This window comes from Clostridium carnis (assembly GCF_054657435.1).
The window spans coordinates 1,234,559-1,250,901 of the sequence record NZ_BAAHYS010000001.1 but is presented as its reverse complement, the minus strand read 5'-3'; the positions used below and the strand labels follow the sequence as shown (position 1 = coordinate 1,250,901).

General features: G+C 28.6%; 12 protein-coding genes. 11 read left to right on the top strand and 1 reads right to left on the bottom strand.

The features are described from left to right. Nucleotides 1-204: 204 nt before the first annotated feature. The 9 genes from murI to ACYQ1T_RS05730 all read left to right on the top strand — a co-directional run bounded on the left by murI (nt 205) and on the right by ACYQ1T_RS05730 (nt 12,904). Nucleotides 205-984, top strand: a complete 780-nt coding sequence (gene murI, locus ACYQ1T_RS05770) for a glutamate racemase (RefSeq protein ID WP_459832804.1) — start codon at nt 205-207, stop codon at nt 982-984. 164 nt (nt 985-1,148) lie between these two features. Continuing rightward, nucleotides 1,149-1,418, top strand: a complete 270-nt coding sequence (locus ACYQ1T_RS05765) for an STAS-like domain-containing protein (protein WP_459832802.1) — start codon at nt 1,149-1,151, stop codon at nt 1,416-1,418. Nucleotides 1,419-1,544: 126 nt separating this feature from the next. Further along, the gene (locus ACYQ1T_RS05760; RefSeq protein ID WP_459832799.1) at nt 1,545-2,069 is read left to right on the top strand and encodes a peptidylprolyl isomerase; all 525 of its coding nucleotides are present in this window, start codon (nt 1,545-1,547) and stop codon (nt 2,067-2,069) included. Between the two features lie 16 nt (nt 2,070-2,085). After that, a complete protein-coding gene (locus ACYQ1T_RS05755) occupies nt 2,086-2,451 on the top strand; it encodes a DUF3783 domain-containing protein (RefSeq protein ID WP_459832796.1) in 366 nt (121 codons plus the stop codon). A gap of 4 nt (nt 2,452-2,455) precedes the next feature. Then, nucleotides 2,456-3,145, top strand: a complete 690-nt coding sequence (locus ACYQ1T_RS05750; protein ID WP_459832794.1) for a helix-turn-helix domain-containing protein — start codon at nt 2,456-2,458, stop codon at nt 3,143-3,145. 151 nt (nt 3,146-3,296) lie between these two features. After that, nucleotides 3,297-6,878 carry a S8 family serine peptidase gene (locus tag ACYQ1T_RS05745; protein WP_459832792.1) on the top strand — a complete coding sequence of 1,194 codons (3,582 nt, stop codon included), beginning with the start codon at nt 3,297-3,299 and terminating at the stop codon, nt 6,876-6,878. A 63-nt stretch (nt 6,879-6,941) separates the two neighbouring features. Continuing rightward, nucleotides 6,942-8,282, top strand: a complete 1,341-nt coding sequence (locus tag ACYQ1T_RS05740; protein ID WP_459832791.1) for a peptidoglycan-binding domain-containing protein — start codon at nt 6,942-6,944, stop codon at nt 8,280-8,282. 212 nt (nt 8,283-8,494) lie between these two features. Beyond that, complete coding sequence (locus ACYQ1T_RS05735; protein WP_459832790.1) at nt 8,495-10,936, top strand: sialidase domain-containing protein; 2,442 nt, start codon at nt 8,495-8,497, stop codon at nt 10,934-10,936. A gap of 192 nt (nt 10,937-11,128) precedes the next feature. Beyond that, nucleotides 11,129-12,904, top strand: a complete 1,776-nt coding sequence (locus tag ACYQ1T_RS05730) for a heme NO-binding domain-containing protein (protein WP_459832789.1) — start codon at nt 11,129-11,131, stop codon at nt 12,902-12,904. 92 nt (nt 12,905-12,996) lie between these two features. Here the strand turns inward: ACYQ1T_RS05730 and ACYQ1T_RS05725 are convergent, their stop codons facing one another. After that, nucleotides 12,997-14,055, bottom strand: coding sequence for a YkvI family membrane protein (locus tag ACYQ1T_RS05725; protein ID WP_459832786.1), 1,059 nt, complete (start codon nt 14,053-14,055; stop codon nt 12,997-12,999). Nucleotides 14,056-14,210: 155 nt separating this feature from the next. Between ACYQ1T_RS05725 and ACYQ1T_RS05720 the strand changes: the two genes are divergently transcribed. After that, entirely contained in the window at nt 14,211-15,299 is a 1,089-nt protein-coding gene (locus ACYQ1T_RS05720; RefSeq protein ID WP_459832784.1) for a hypothetical protein, read from the top strand. 111 nt (nt 15,300-15,410) lie between these two features. Next, nucleotides 15,411-16,337: a tRNA modification radical SAM protein MnmL/YtqA gene (gene mnmL, locus ACYQ1T_RS05715; RefSeq protein WP_459832782.1), complete on the top strand. Its 927-nt coding sequence runs from the start codon at nt 15,411-15,413 to the stop codon at nt 16,335-16,337. The last annotated feature ends 6 nt before the right edge of the window (nt 16,338-16,343 follow it).

Below are 16,343 nucleotides of genomic sequence, written 5' to 3'. Positions count from 1 at the left end.
ATATGATTAAATAAAATATTCTCTTTAGATTTTAATGTTATTTATTATGGATAACACAAATAATCTATTAGCTTTATAGAATTTCATATATTATAAATACCTTTTTTATTAGATTATAAAAATATATCATTTGAAAATTTGTAGATTTATATGTCATAAAGGTATAAAATAAATATAGGATTAAAGAAAGTGGAGTGAGATTGCTTGGACAAGAGAAGTATGCCAATAGGTTTTTTTGATTCAGGGGTGGGTGGTCTTAGTGTAATGAAAGAGGCCATAAAAGTTATGCCTAATGAAAACTATATATATTTTGGAGATTCTAAAAATGCGCCATATGGAGTTAAAAGTGTAAAAGAAGTAAGGGATCTGACTTTTAGTGCAGTTGAATTTTTACTTAATAAGGGCGTAAAGGGAATCGCTATTGCTTGTAATACAGCAACAAGTGCAGCAGTAGCTGAGTTAAGAAGAGTTTATCCGGAGGTTCCATTAGTAGGAATAGAACCAGCTTTAAAACCAGCTGTAGAGTTAAATAAAGATGGAAATATATTAATTATGGCTACGCCTATGACATTAAAAGAATCCAAATTTAATAGATTAATGGAAAAATATAAGAATAGATCTAAAATAATTCCAGTACCTTGTGCGGGATTAATGGAGTATATAGAACAGGGGATTCTAGAAGGTGAAGAATTAGAAAGGTATTTATTTCAAAAAATAACTACATATAATAATGATGAGGATATTGCATCAATTGTTTTAGGATGCACACATTATCCTTTTGTAAAAAATACATTATTAAAGGTTGTAGGAGAAAATGTGTATATAATTGATGGTGGGTATGGAACTGCAAAGGAGTTAAAAAGAAGATTAAATGAAAAAAATCTTTTAACCAACTCATCTAAAAAAGGAACTATACAAATATTTAATTCTTCAGAGAAAAAAGAATGTATAGATTTAAGTAAAAGACTATTAGAAATAGAGTAATATAAGTATTAATGAGATATACAGATATGTGTGTCTCATTTTTTATAATAAAAAATAAATTTATTTGTTAAATCATTGACAAAAAATAAAGAAGTTGCTATATTATTATTAAAGAGAGAATTTTCTGAAAATTCAAAGGTGAAAATTTATTTGGGGGTTTTATTATGGATATAAAAGTAAAAGAAATTTTAGGGGAAAATATAGAAATAGAGGATGCAATTCTTTTAAGAGAAATAATAAGAAATAATTTAGATGTGGGAGTAACATTAGATTTTTCTGGATTTCAAAGAATACCATCAACATTTTTAAATGTATTATTTACTGATTTAATATATAAATTTGGAAGAGAGTATATTTTTAAACAAATTTATGTTAAAAATTTATCAAATTATAGCGATTATTCAAGAGTAGTATTAGGTACTACATTCCAATAAAGCATAGAGAAATCTATGCTTTTTTTGTTAAATAAGATATAATTACCATAAAGTAATAATTTATTGAATTCATATTATTAAATATGATAATAATAATTAATAAATGTTTTGAAAGGAGAATTTACTATGAAAAATCCAATAGTAACTATAAATATGGAAAATGGAGGAGTTATAAAAGCTGAATTATATCCAGAAGTAGCTCCAAATACAGTTAGAAATTTCATTGATTTAATAAATAGAGGATATTATGATGGAATAATATTTCACAGAGTAATCCCAGGCTTTATGATTCAAGGGGGATGTCCAGATGGAACAGGTATGGGTGGTCCTGGTTATAGCATAAAGGGAGAGTTTACAAGAAATAGATTTAAAAATGATTTAAAGCACACAAGAGGTGTTTTATCAATGGCTAGAACAATGATACCAGATTCAGCAGGAAGCCAATTCTTTATAATGGTTCAAGATTCACCACATCTAGATGGACAATATGCTTCATTTGGTAAGGTTATAGAAGGTATGGAAATAGCTGATGAAATAGTTAATACTAAGAGGGATTATAATGATAAGCCATATGAAGATCAAAGAATCAAGAGTATGACAGTAGATACTTTTGGCGAAAAATATGAAGAGCCAGAAATAATTGAAGATTAATTTAGGAGTGAAATAAATGCTTGATAATAATAAGTGTATCTTAGTTTATAGACTTCCAGAGAACGAACTTAAAGCACTTAAGGAAGAAAATATTAAAGTAATAGAAATAAAACCTGAAATGGTAGAGATGAAAATAAAAGATATACTAGATGGATTAAAATTTCAAACCATTAACGAAAGTCCAATTAAGGAGAAGGTTATTTTATTTAATAACTTCACAGACATAGAATTACAAGCACTAATTAAAAATTTAAGAAAAAACATAAAGGGTGGGATTTTAGCAGTTGTTACTCCTACATCTAGCGAATGGAGTTTCAATTATTTAATTGAACATCTAGTGGAAGAAAGAGAATGGTATTTAAAACAGCAGAAGGGAAGATAATATTGTGAGTAGAGTCGGGGAGAAAATTAAGGAAGCAAGACTTAAAAGCGGAATAACTCAAAAGGCTTTAGCTAAGAAATTAGGTGTTGCAGAAAAATATATTAATGAAGTTGAACTAGGAAGAAAGGTTGCACAAGAGTCATTTATTGATAAGGCGGCTAAAATATTAAAAGCAGATTTAAATGATATTAGTATGGTAGTTACCGATGAAGCACTAATGGAAGAAAGAAAGAACTTTGTAAGTAAGCAAGTAACTTCAAATAAATCTGCAAAGGTTAAAAACGAACAAGATGAGGTATGGACTAGTGCTTTTTCATCAGTTCTTAAAAATGTTCCTATATTTGATTATGAATTAAAAAAACAAAAGGGCTTTAAGGAATTACCTATACATTCAAATAAAGTTGAAGGATTTCCTCAAGATAAAGTATTTTATATAGAAGTACAGAATGATGAAATGTCAGGATTTAGAATGTTAAAAGGTGATTTAGTGTTTGGGCATTTAGTTAAGGAAGGTACTAATAATGGAATTTTCCTTGTTAAATATAAGGATAAAACAGCTATAAGACAAATGAAAAGTTTAGGAAACTCTAAAATACTGCTTGTAAGTAATGGAGGAAGTTTATTAACTGAAACTATGGAGCTTAAAGAAGTAGAGATAATTGCAAAATTAGAAAGAATAGAAATAAATTTATAAAAAATAGCTTTAATAAAAATAAGTACTGATTTAAAAGGTCAGTACTTATTTTTATTAAAGCTTAAAATTTACAAGATAGAATACTCAATTTTAACAATTTATACATATACTAATAACTAAAGTAATATGTGAGGTGGTTAAAATAGAAAATATGACTAGTAATAAATTCGATGGTGAATTAGGGCTTGTTCAAAATTTTCCAAAATTAATTTTAAATAAATTAGGAATAAATCAAGGTGCCTTAAATCAATCAGGAAATATAGAAGTTATTATTATTTCTGGGGATAATGTGGATAATATTACGGAATTTGTGGATAACTTAGGCGGGAAATATGAAAACCTAGGATATAATTTTGGTATAGTTAACATTCCTATTAATAAAATACAACAATTAGCGGCAAATACATCTATACAATATATAGAATTACCCAAAAGTTTATATACAACAGATATAAATAGTAATAGAGCAGCTTGTGTTGATGTAGCTAGGAGAACTTTTGGAATTGAAGGTGAAGGAGTATTAATAGGATTTATTGACTCAGGGATAGACTATACGCACTATGCTTTTAGAAATGAAGATGGAACAACTAGAATTGAATATATATATGACATAAGTGAAGGGGGAAAGATTTATAACAAAGATATGATTAATGAAGCTTTAAAGTCTTCAGATCCATATTCAATTGTAAGTTCATATGATGTATCAGAGCATGGAACACATGTTGCTGGAATAGCATGTGCAGGTGGGAGAATAAATCCCGATTTTTATGGGGTTGCACCAAGAAGTTCAATAGCAATGGTAAAGTGCACAAGGGGAAAATTTGCACTAAGTACAAATATAATGAGGGGGCTTAAATTTTTAATTGATAAAAGTAAAGAGTTAAAAATGCCATTGTCTGTAAACATAAGTTTAAGTACTAATGATGGAGCACATAATGGTACAAGTCTATTAGAAAAATATATTTCTACAGTTGCGACTTTAGAGCAAATAACAATATCAATAGCAGCAGGAAATGAAGGGGAAGCTTCACATCATATTGGTGGAGAATTGTTGAGAGAACAAAAGGTATCATTGAATGTTTCAGGAGATGAGAATGGAATAATAATAAATTTATATAAGGATTTATTACCAGAAATAACCCTTAGAATAATTAGTCCAACAGGAGTAAGTAGTGGGGATATTGATATTAGAGAGGGATATAAAGAAGGAAATATAGGAGTAGATAAGTATCAAATATACTCAACTGGTGCAAAACCATTTGATATAAATGGAGAGGTTGTAATATCTTTAAGTTCAAATAATAAATATATTTCATCAGGACAATGGGATATTATATTGATTGTTACTAATAAATATACAGGTTTATTTAATATGTGGTTGCCAATATCTGAAGGGTTAAATACAAAAACTAAATTTTTACAACCAACGGTTTTAAATACATTAGGGATACCTGCTACGGTTTTTAATATCATATCTGTAGGATGTTATAATTATAATACTAACAATATTTCCCCTTTTAGTGGTAGAGGAAAGCCAGTAATATTTGAAACTCCTAAGCCAGATTTAGTTGCACCAGGAGTAGAGGTAATATCAGCAGCTCCCAATAATAGTTTTGACTCTAAAACTGGAACATCAATGGCAACTCCTCATGTAGCTGGAATTGCAGCATTGCTTATGGAATGGGGAATAATAAGAGGAAATGATCCTTATCTTTATGGGGAAAGATTAAAATATCACTTAATAAAGGGAGCAAAAAGAAGTAGAACAGATATTAAATATCCAGATCCAAGTTGGGGCTATGGGGAAATATGTTTATATAATACATTAGAAGAAATTATAAGAACATTAGGAATAGCTACTAATATAAGAAGTAGAGAAGTTATAGATAAAGAGGCAATATTAAAAAATAAAAAAAATGGAATGAGATATATAAATCAAGATATTATTGATAAATATAAGGAATCAACGGAAAAGGTTGGGTTTATAGTTGAATATACGGATAATGAAAGTTTAAATGACATAAGCAAAATACAAGGTGCATCCGTTATTGACTTTAAAAATAATTTTGCAATAGTAAGGATACAGTTTAATAGGATTAATGAAGTTGAGCCTTATGTTAAGGAAATTATAACTATAGAAATACCAGTAATATATACATTATCAGAAATATCACCATTAGAAGCTATTGAAGGTGTTTCATTCCATAATAATTCATTTTTAAATCTTAGTGGAAAAGGTGTAGTTATAGGTATTTTAGATACGGGTATAGATTATTTAAATCAAGAGTTTATAAGAGAGGATGACACAAGTAGAGTAATAAGTATATGGGATCAAAGTATAAATGGAGAAGCTAATGTAGATGGAGTTGATTTCGGAAAAGAGTATAGTAATGAGGAGATAAATAAAGCTATAAAATTAAAAAAAACTGGTGGAGATCCGTATACTATAGTTCCATCAAAGGATGAAATTGGTCATGGAACTATGATTGCAGGATTAGCAGGAGCAAATGGTAAAAATCCTAATTTAATTGGAGTAGCACCAGATTGTGATCTTGCAATTGTTAAGTTAAAGGAAGCTCCAGAAGTTATTTTAGATTATGCAGGAGTAACAAAAATTGGGAAGGGAAGATATACAACAGTAGATGTATTGTTAGGACTTAGATATTTATCGCGATTAATAAAAAAAATAAAAAAACCTATGGTTATATTGTTACCATTATCAACTAATATAGGAGGCCATGATGGATCTTCTGTAATAGAAGTTTATATAGATGAGATTAGTAAACAATTAGGTATTGTATGTGTTACTGGGGTTGGAAATCAAGGAGATACAGATACCCATACAGAAGGTAAATTAGAAATAACAGGAGAGGCTAAAAGCTTAGAGTTAAAGGTAGGAAAAGGCCAAAAAAATATTAACTTTCAAATATTTATAGCTCAGCCAGATAGGGTTTCAATAGGAGTAGTATCTCCATCAGGAGAAGTTATAGAACGAATACCTATTAGACTTGGAAAAGTAGAGAATGTAAAGTTTTTATATGAGAAAACCAATATAAGAATATCATATGTTTATCCAGATATTATTACTGGAGATGAAGTAATAAATATAGAATGTCGTGATTTAAAAGAGGGAATTTGGAAATTTATATTATATGGTGATCATATAGTTGATGGACGATATTGGAGTTGGTTGCCACAAAGAAGTTTGATTGATAGTGAAACTAAATTTTTAAATCCAAGCCAGTATACTACATTAGGAATTCCATCAACATCTAATACAGGAATAGCTGCTGCTTTTTATAATCAAAATAATAATTCAACAGTTGGACAATCAGGAAGAGGATTTACAAGGGATAATAGAGTAAAGCCTGATATAGCAGCTGGTGGGATAAATGCATTAGTTATTAAACCTGGTGGGGGAACAGCAGTTGCAAGTGGTTCATCTGTAGCAACTGCTATTTTAGCGGGTTGCTGTGCATTAATATTACAATGGGGAATGATAGATAAAAATGATGAATCTTTATATGCTACAAAGATTAGAACTTATATAATTGGTGGAGCAAGAATGAGAGCTGGTGATAGATATCCAAATAAGGAGTGGGGATATGGAATTCTAGATATTAAAGGGGTATTTGATGCAATAAGAGGTTCTTTATTTAGAAATAAGGAAAATAGTTTATATGATGAGTTTGAGTTTAATGGATTATTTATAAGAAAGCCAACTGATTTATAATAAGAACATTATTATATATAGATGCATATAATAATTGGAGGAAAAATATAAAAGGAGTAAGTTATGGCTGAAAAAGGTCGTCTAAAAATTCAATGTTTTAGTGGAGATACCTATATACCAATAGATGGAGCTAAAGTAGTAATTAAACCATCAGTAGGTCAAGAAGGAGGTCGTCAAGAAATAACACTAAATACTAATTCGATGGGGGAATCTCAAACAATCGAATTAGATGCACCTCCACTTGAGTATTCTCAAGAGCCAATAGGAAAAGTTCCATATAGTTTATATGATTTAAGTATTGAGAGAGATGGATTTGAAAGTTTAATTATAAATAAGTGTCAAGTTTTCCCCGATGAAACAGCAATTCAAACATGCAACTTAGCAGAAATAATAAATAGAAGCTTTAGAGCAGAAGTTATAGATATCAATCCAAATGTTCTAAATGGAAACTATCCAGAAAAAATACCAGAAGAGGTTGATAAACCATTACCACCACCAACAAGTGGTGTTGTTTTACCAAAACCAGTAGTGCCAGAGTTTATAGTAGTTCATGCAGGTGGACCTAATAATACATCAGCACCGAATTATAAGGTGCTATATAAAGACTATGTAAAAAATGTAGCTTCATGTGAAATATATTCTACTTGGTCAGAAAATACAATTAGAGCAAATGTATATGCAATTATTTCATTTACATTAAATAGAATTTATACAGAATGGTATAGGGGAAAAGGAAAAAACTTTAATATAACTAATTCTACTGCATATGATCATGCTTTTAACTATGGAAGAAATATATTTGAAAGTATTAGTGCTGTCGTAGATGATATTTTCTCAACTTATGTAAGGCGTATAGGTAGAAAGCAACCATTATTAACTCAATATTGTGATGGTAAAAATGTATCATGTCCAGAGTGGATGACCCAATGGGGAAGTAAATATTTAGGAGATCAAGGAAAAACCCCATATGAAATATTAACTCATTTTTATGGAAGTGATATAGAATTAGTTACAGCGGAGGAAGTTAAAGGTTCACCTAAATCATATCCAGGTTATGATTTGGTATTAGGATCTACAGGAAATGAAGTTAAAGTTGTACAGGAGTATTTAAATAGAATAGCTAAAAATTATCCTTTAATTCCAAAGAGTGCATTAGATGGAATTTATGGGCCAAGAACTCAAGAAGCTGTTAAAGTATTCCAAGGAGTGTTTAATCTTCCTCAAACAGGAATAGTTGATTATGCTACTTGGTATAAAATATCAGATGTTTATGTAGGGGTTACAAGAATAGCAGAATTAAGAGGTAACTTAAGAAGTGTAGATAGAATATTTATACCACCTAGGTCATTTGACAATTACTATGATGTTAGTGTTCCAAAATTTAATTATTTAGATGATTTATAAAAATAGCAAATATAAAAGATAGAGTTTATTAGTATATTACTAAAATTCTATCTTTTTATATTTTAAAAATAATTTAATATAATAATAATAAATATTAAAACTATTAACAAAAAATTTAAAAGTATGTTATAATAAATTTACAGGAAGAAATATCTTAATTTTACTTAAATTAACAAAACTAGTTTTAAATATTTAAATAAAGGAGAGATTTTATGAATGCAAAAAAAATAATAGCTATTGCTATTGCAGGAACAATCATTTCGAGCTTAGGAGGTGAAACTGTAATAAGAGCAATTAATCTTGATGAAAACTTAAGTACACAGATATCATTGACTCAGGGAAATAATAACTTAGAAGAAACAAAAAATATAGCTGGTTACGGGAATATAAGAATAACTGAAGAAGAAAAATTTGATATTAGCAAAGATGTCAATAGCTTAAAAGGTTTAAATGAAGGAACTATAATAATAAGATTTAAGAACAATGGAAAAGGTTTACAAACATTATTGGGAATAAGTAACAATAAAACTAACAATGGTTATTTTTCGTTTTATGTAAACGATTCAAGGATTGGTTTTGAACTTAGAAACCAAGTTAAAGAAGGAAATACTAGCACTGGTACTGAAAATATAGCACATGAATATGCAGATGTTTTACTTAATGAGGGTATTAATACTGTTGCACTAAAGGTTATAAGGGGAGTAGGCTATAAGTTATATTATAATGGAACACTAGTTAAAGACAAGAAGGATAGTAATGCAAAATTTATATCAGATATTAATGGAGTAAATAGTGCTTTTATTGGAAAGGCTGATAGATTTACGGGAAATGAATATTTATTTAAAGGTGATATAGATTTTTTAAATGTATATTCTGAACCATTATCTGATGATTATATTTTAAAAATAACAGGAGAAACAAACAAGCCAAAAGATGGAGATGTATTACCAGAAGGAGTAATCAAAACGGAGCCACAAAATATATTCTATCCAGGATTTTTAGGGTCAGGTAATTATAGGATACCAGCGCTATATACAACAAAGAATGGAACAGTTTTAGCAACTATAGATGCCAGAAAAGGTGGTGGACATGATTCACCTAATAATATAGATACGGCTATAAGAAGAAGTGAGGATGGTGGAAAGACATGGGGAGAAGGCAGAATACTATTAGATTATCCAGATGCAGCTTCTGCTATTGATACTAGTCTATTACAAGATAGTGAAACTGGGGAGATATTTTTAATAGTAACTCATTTTCCAAATGGATATGGAACATGGCAAGCAAAGCAAGGGTCAGGATATAAAACAATAGAGGATAAAAGATATCATATATTGAATGATTCTTACGGAAATGAATATACAGTAAGAGATGGCGGAGTAGTATATAATTCAAAAGGAGAAGCTACAAATTATTTAGTAGATAAAAATGAGAATCTTATAGAAAATGGAATAAATTTAGGAAATATAAAAGGGAAGGATGCTCCCTTAAAAGCTTTTGGAACAAGTTATATAAGTATGATTTCAAGTAAAGATGATGGAAAGACGTGGAGTAAGCCTATTGATTTAAATAAGGAAACAAAACAAGATTGGATGAAGTTTATGGGAACAGGACCAGGTAGGGGGATACAAATAAAAAATGGAAATCACAAAGGAAGATTAGTATTCCCTATTTATTATACCAACGTAAACTCAAAGCAATCTAGTGCAGTTATATATAGTGATAACCACGGAAAGAGTTGGAATCTAAGTGAATCACCTAATGATGGAAGAAACGTAGGTAATGGAAATATATTAAATTCACAAACTATTACTAATTCAAGTTATGAATTAACAGAATCACAAGTTGTAGAAATGCCTAATGGACAATTAAAGTTATTTATGAGGAGTCCAGGTGTTAACTTTGTTAAGGTTGCAACAAGTTTTGATGGAGGAGCGACTTGGGATGAAGTGGTAGAAGAATATAAGGATTTAAGAGAGCCATATTGTCAATTAAGTGTTATAAATTATAATCAAAAGGTAGATGGAAAAGATGCTATAATTTTCTCCAATCCAGATGCTAATAGTAGATCAAATGGAACTGTAAAAATAGGGCTTATTACAGAAAGTGGTGCATATAAAAATGGACAACCTAAATATAGTATTGATTGGAAATATAAAAAATTGGTTAAGCCAGGATATTTTGCATATTCATGCTTAACAGAACTATCTAACGGTAACATAGGATTATTTTATGAAGGTACAGATACAAAGGAAATGTCTTATATTGAAATGAATCAAGAATATATAAAGTATAATCCAGAGGAAAATGCTTCAGCGGCTAAGGTTGAATCAGTAAAATTAACTAATAAGGATAATATGTATCTTCCAGGTGATGATATAAACCTTGAAATAAGTTTTGATCAAGTGGTAAGTATTATGGGAGATAGAAGCGTAAATTTAAGTATAGGGAATACTATGGTGAATTTAACTTTAATTCAAAATGATAATTCTAAAAATTTTATATTTAAAGGTAAAATTCCTACTGATTTAGCAAGTGGAAATTACGATATTGTATTAAACTCTAATCCTAATATTGAAATAACAAATATTTACAATAAAACTTTAATACTTTCAGAACATAGAAAATTAGACACAGGTATAACTATTAGATAAAGAAATAAAAAAATCCATGATTATAGTGAGAATTTCTTAGTAATCATGGATTTTTTTGCTTTAGTAATATAATAAAATATCCTTTCATAACAAAAATGCAAATTGTAAACAAACAGTTAATTTTTTTGCTTGATATAAACGAAAGTTGGTATATAATTAGACTTGATATAAGAAAATTATGGGAGGAAAGCAATGAAAGGTACTGTAGTATCTACATGGATAAGAACATGTAGAAATTTATACGGAGATAAAGTAGTAAATGAATGTCTTAGATCAGTGGAATGGTCTGAAAATATAGTTTTTACACCTCTTGAGGATGTAAATGATGATAAAATTTTTAAGTTTATAAAAAATATTTCAAATAAAATTGGTATAAGTAATTCAGAACTATGGAGGATAATAGGTGAGAATAATATAAAAGCTTTTTCAGAGGATTATCCTGTATTTTTTAGAAATGTTAATTTATTTAGATTTTTAAATTCATTAAATTTTGTACATGCTATAATAGTGAAAAAAATAAAGGGTGCTAAACCGCCAAAGCTTATGATAGAACCTATATCAGAAAATACGATATATTTTACTTATAGATCAGATAGGGAGTTGTTTGATTATTTTTTAGGCTTAGTAAATGGTAGTGCAAAGCATTTTAAAGAAGAAATAAAAATTTTAGAAGTTCTTAAGGGTAAGGGAGAGTTAAAAGTAAAGATAGAATTTAGCAATAAGATTCATAAGAAGAAACATTATAGATTTAGCAAAATGTTATCTGTTATTGGAGTAAGGAGTATAGCTATAAAAACTGCTATACCAACTACATTTGTTATGACTATTGTAGGAATAATATTATCAGGATTAACTAAAGGGTTAATAATAGGTGGAGTAACAGCTGTAATAACTTATATAATATCATCATTGTTAATAAAACCATTAAAAGATATAAGTGAAACCCTTAAAAATGAACAAGATATAGAGAATATAGATAAAATTATTTCTACAAATGATAGCTTCCAAGAAATATATTCGGGTATTTCTACTCTTAAAGAAAACATAAGAAAAGATGTAACGTCATCTAAACTTGCCATAAATGAAATAGCTGTCTTTACACAGGCTATGTATAATATAACGGAAAGAATGAAGAGAACAACTGAAGAGATAGCAAGGTATTCTGAACAAGTATCGAAGTTAGCTAATAAGCAAGAAGAAAGTACTGAAAACTTAGTATCAAAAACAAATGATAATATTATAGCATTACAAAAACTTGTTAACTCAGAGGATAATAATAAAAAGGAACTTCAAAAATCAGTAGAAAAGATAAATGAGAGTTATAATAATCTTGATAATTCTAGTAATGCTATAAAAGAATCATTAAAGTCATTTATGCAAGTTAAAGATAGAGGAAGTAGTCTTCAAAGTAAAGCAAATGATATTACCCAAATAGTCTCATTAGTTTCAGGAATAGCAGATCAAACTAATTTATTAGCATTGAATGCTTCTATAGAAGCAGCTAGAGCTGGGGATCAAGGAAAGGGATTTGCAGTTGTTGCAGAGGAAGTAAGAAAATTAGCTGAACAATCCCAACAGGCTGTACAAGATATTAATAGTAATCTTTTATTCTTTGCAGAAGAAATAAATATATTAGTTAACAGTATAGATAATCAATATACAATATTAGAAAGTGAAACTAAAAATTTAGAAAAAGTAAGAGAAATAAGCTATGAAGCAAACACTTCTATTAGTGTAGTCTCAGATGAAACTAATAAGTCTATTAAGCATTTAAATAGTGAGGTTGATTCGGTTAAAGAGATGTTTAGAACTATTGATGCATTAGCTGAGATAGCTGTGGAAAATGCAGCATCATCACAACAAGTTAATCAAAATATAGAGGAATTTACAGAAAGTATTCAAGAGATGATCGAAACACTTATAAAGGTTAAGAGTATTGGAGAAAACTTTATGAGTGAAGATAATTAATAATAAATAATATAAAAAATCCCTTTGCAAAATTAAGCAAAGGGATTTTTTGTTAGACAAATAAAAGGAATGATATACTTTACAATTTATAATTATTTTAATTCAGATTTATGTTTATAATAAAAGTAAATAGTTTGTCCTATAAAAAGAAGACTTAGTAAACCAAACAAAGGATATAGAGATCCTATTAATTTAGAAAAGCCTATTCTAGAAACAGGTAAGGCAATTGCCAATACTATAAATATTCCTTTTTTAAAGCCAATTTTAAAAGTTTGTTCTAAAGTTTTACTAATTGAATAGACGTCAGATACTTCGGTAGAAAACATTTCAAGCCAAATTACTACTAATAAAAGTGCTTGCATTACACTACCAAATCTTTGAGCAACAAATAGCAATGGTATTTCATATTCAAAAATATAAGGTTGATTTATCATAAGTAAGAAGTTTATTGCAAAACTTAAAGCAGCTAATCCAATAGCTCCTATAGCAACACCAAAAACCATTGTCTTTGGCTTTCTAATTTGATTACTTAAAGGAACTAATACACCTAGACAACACAATATATTGTAGCCAGAATATAAAATTGTAGAAGAGGTTATTCCAGTTTTTTTAGGTTCAAATTGAGTTAAAAAACTCCAGGAAACCATATCCTTACAGAATAAAAAATAGAGTAGTGTTATTGTTGTTATTGTAATAACCAAAGTAGGAACAATAAAGGAATTTACTTCTATAAGACCATCGGTATCTCTAAGAAGAAAAAATATAGCAATGACTATCATAATTAAAGACCCTACTATTTTAGGTATTCCAAAAAATTGATTGATTAATGCACCGCTTCCGGCTAATATTATTGAAGCGCTAGATATTAAATATAAAGTAGTTATTCCTCCAGTAATTTTTCCTAAAAAATTAGGACTAACTACCTTTATAACATCACTGTAAGAGTTAAGTCTATACTTAATACTTATTTTGGAAACTATACAGCCCATAATTATATAGAAAATTCCACAAAATATAATTCCTAAAAAGCTTAAAACTCCATAAGATGTGAAAAATTCTTTGATTTCTTGTCCAGATGCCAGTCCAGCACCAACAACTGTTCCGATGAAAACAACTGCAATTTGAAAAATCTTTTTAAATTCTTTCTGCATATTATATCCTCCTATTTTATCTCTAATAACAAATATATAGCTTTATAAATACTTTTATTCTTTAAATATGAATAAGGTAACTATTCTAAGGAAAAATAACTTTAAGGTATAAGCTAAATTTTAATATTTTAATTACAAATAGGAGGGAGTTTAAGTTGAAGGTAAGTAAAAAGGTTGGATTTGTATCATTAATAATACTTTCATTATATATTTGTGTAAGTTGTGCTAATAGTAGTAAAGAGAAAGTTGAGGGTGATATATTTAATCCGAGAAAAGCTATAGAAGTATCACAAAACTATCTTAAATATATAAAAGGTGGAAATATTAATGATGCAAATAAATTATGTACAGAAGAGTTATTAAGTAAGAATACAATTATAGGTACAGGAACATCTAATGTAGTCTCTTACAATATAGATAATATAATAGAATCATCAAACTCAGCATATGTACTTTATAATGTCATAAGAAGCTCAGAAGATAATCCTAAATGCGATTTAGACAATTTTGCTATAAAAGTCTCTAAGGAATCAGGAGATTATAAGATTTCAGAAGTTAAGGCAGTAAATAAAAAGCAAGTTTTTGTAAAAGACGGTTCTTTACGAATGATAGGAGAAAATGGAGGGTCAAGTGAACTTATAATAAGGCTTAGTAATATGCCAAAGGATATATATCCAAGAGAAAATAAAGTAATGCTTTATAAAGAAGAGACACCAAATAACTCCTTTGGACCAATAGCAATAGGATATAAAGGAGAAAGAGTTGCTATATCAACATTAGAGAACAATAAGACTTTTATAGCAGTTGCTTTTCTGGAAGAAAGTAGAGCTGTAATAGGAGAAGCAAATAAAGAAGGTACTTCATCAAATGGAGATAATGCTCAAAATTTACAGGAAGGTATGGAAAAAGCAATTGCTAAAAAGGTAATTCCAATTGATATTTTAGAAGATATAAATGTTAAAAATATAATTTTTTCTCAAGAAGAAAAAGAGATTATAGTTGAATATAATGAAAAATCCGGAGTTAATAGAATAAAGGTATATAAGGCAGATGACGGTGAAGTTGTAGATATGGGGATAGATAATATGTTTCCTAAAGATCAATATAATATTAAAGTAAATCAGCTAGATAAAAATTCAATTATTATAAATGTGTCTGCTAAGGAAAATTTAACATCAGTAGATAAAAGTAAGCTTGGGGAATATAAAGCAGATATGGAAAAGTTACAAGTTACCAAAATATAAAATTATTTAAATACTTAACATATTAAAATATTGTAGTAAAATATAAAGTACAGCTAATATTAGCTGTACTTTATTTTAGCTTTTAATAGCTTTTTTTAAATGGAGGACATTATGAAAGAATGGAATGGAAAAAGATATCATAGTTTAAACTATTATCTTAGAAATAAATTTAATGAAAAAGTATTTAAAATTTCTTTAGATGGAGGATTCACATGCCCTAATAGAGATGGAAAGGCAGGAAAAGGTGGCTGTACATTTTGTAGTGCTAGAGGGTCAGGAGATTATGCAGGAAGTAGGATTTTATCTATTACTAAGCAATTTGATGATAGAAAAGAAATGATGGAGAAAAAGTGGAAAAATGGAAAGTGTATAGCGTATTTTCAAGCGTATACAAATACTTATGCTCCTGTAGAAGTGTTAAGACAAAAGTATGAAGAAGCATTAGCACAAGAAAATGTAGTTGCAATTTCAATAGCTACTAGACCGGATTGCATAGATGATGATGTTTTAGATTTTCTAGAAGAGTTAAATAAAAAAACATATTTAATGGTTGAATTGGGACTTCAAACTATAAATGATGAAAGTGCAAGAAACTTTAATAGAGGATATGATTTTGAAGTATTTGATAATACATTAAAAAGATTACTTGAAAGAAATATTGAAGTTGTAGTTCACACTATATTTGGACTTCCTAAAGAAACAAAGGAAGATATGCTTAAGACTGTTGAATATGTTGCACATTGTGGTGCTCAAGGGATTAAGTTTCATTTATTACATTTAATGAAGGGAACTAAGATGGTTGAACAATATGAATCAGGAGAATTAAAACTATTATCTCAAGAAGATTATATTGATTTAATATGTAAGTCTGTTGCTATGATACCGGAAAAAATGGTTGTACATAGACTAACAGGGGATGCACCAAGGGATTTACTAATTGGACCAATGTGGAGTCTAAAAAAATGGGAAGTATTAAATGCTATAGATAAAGCTTTAGAAGATAATAATATATGGCAAGGTAAAGAGTTTAAAAATTAATAATAA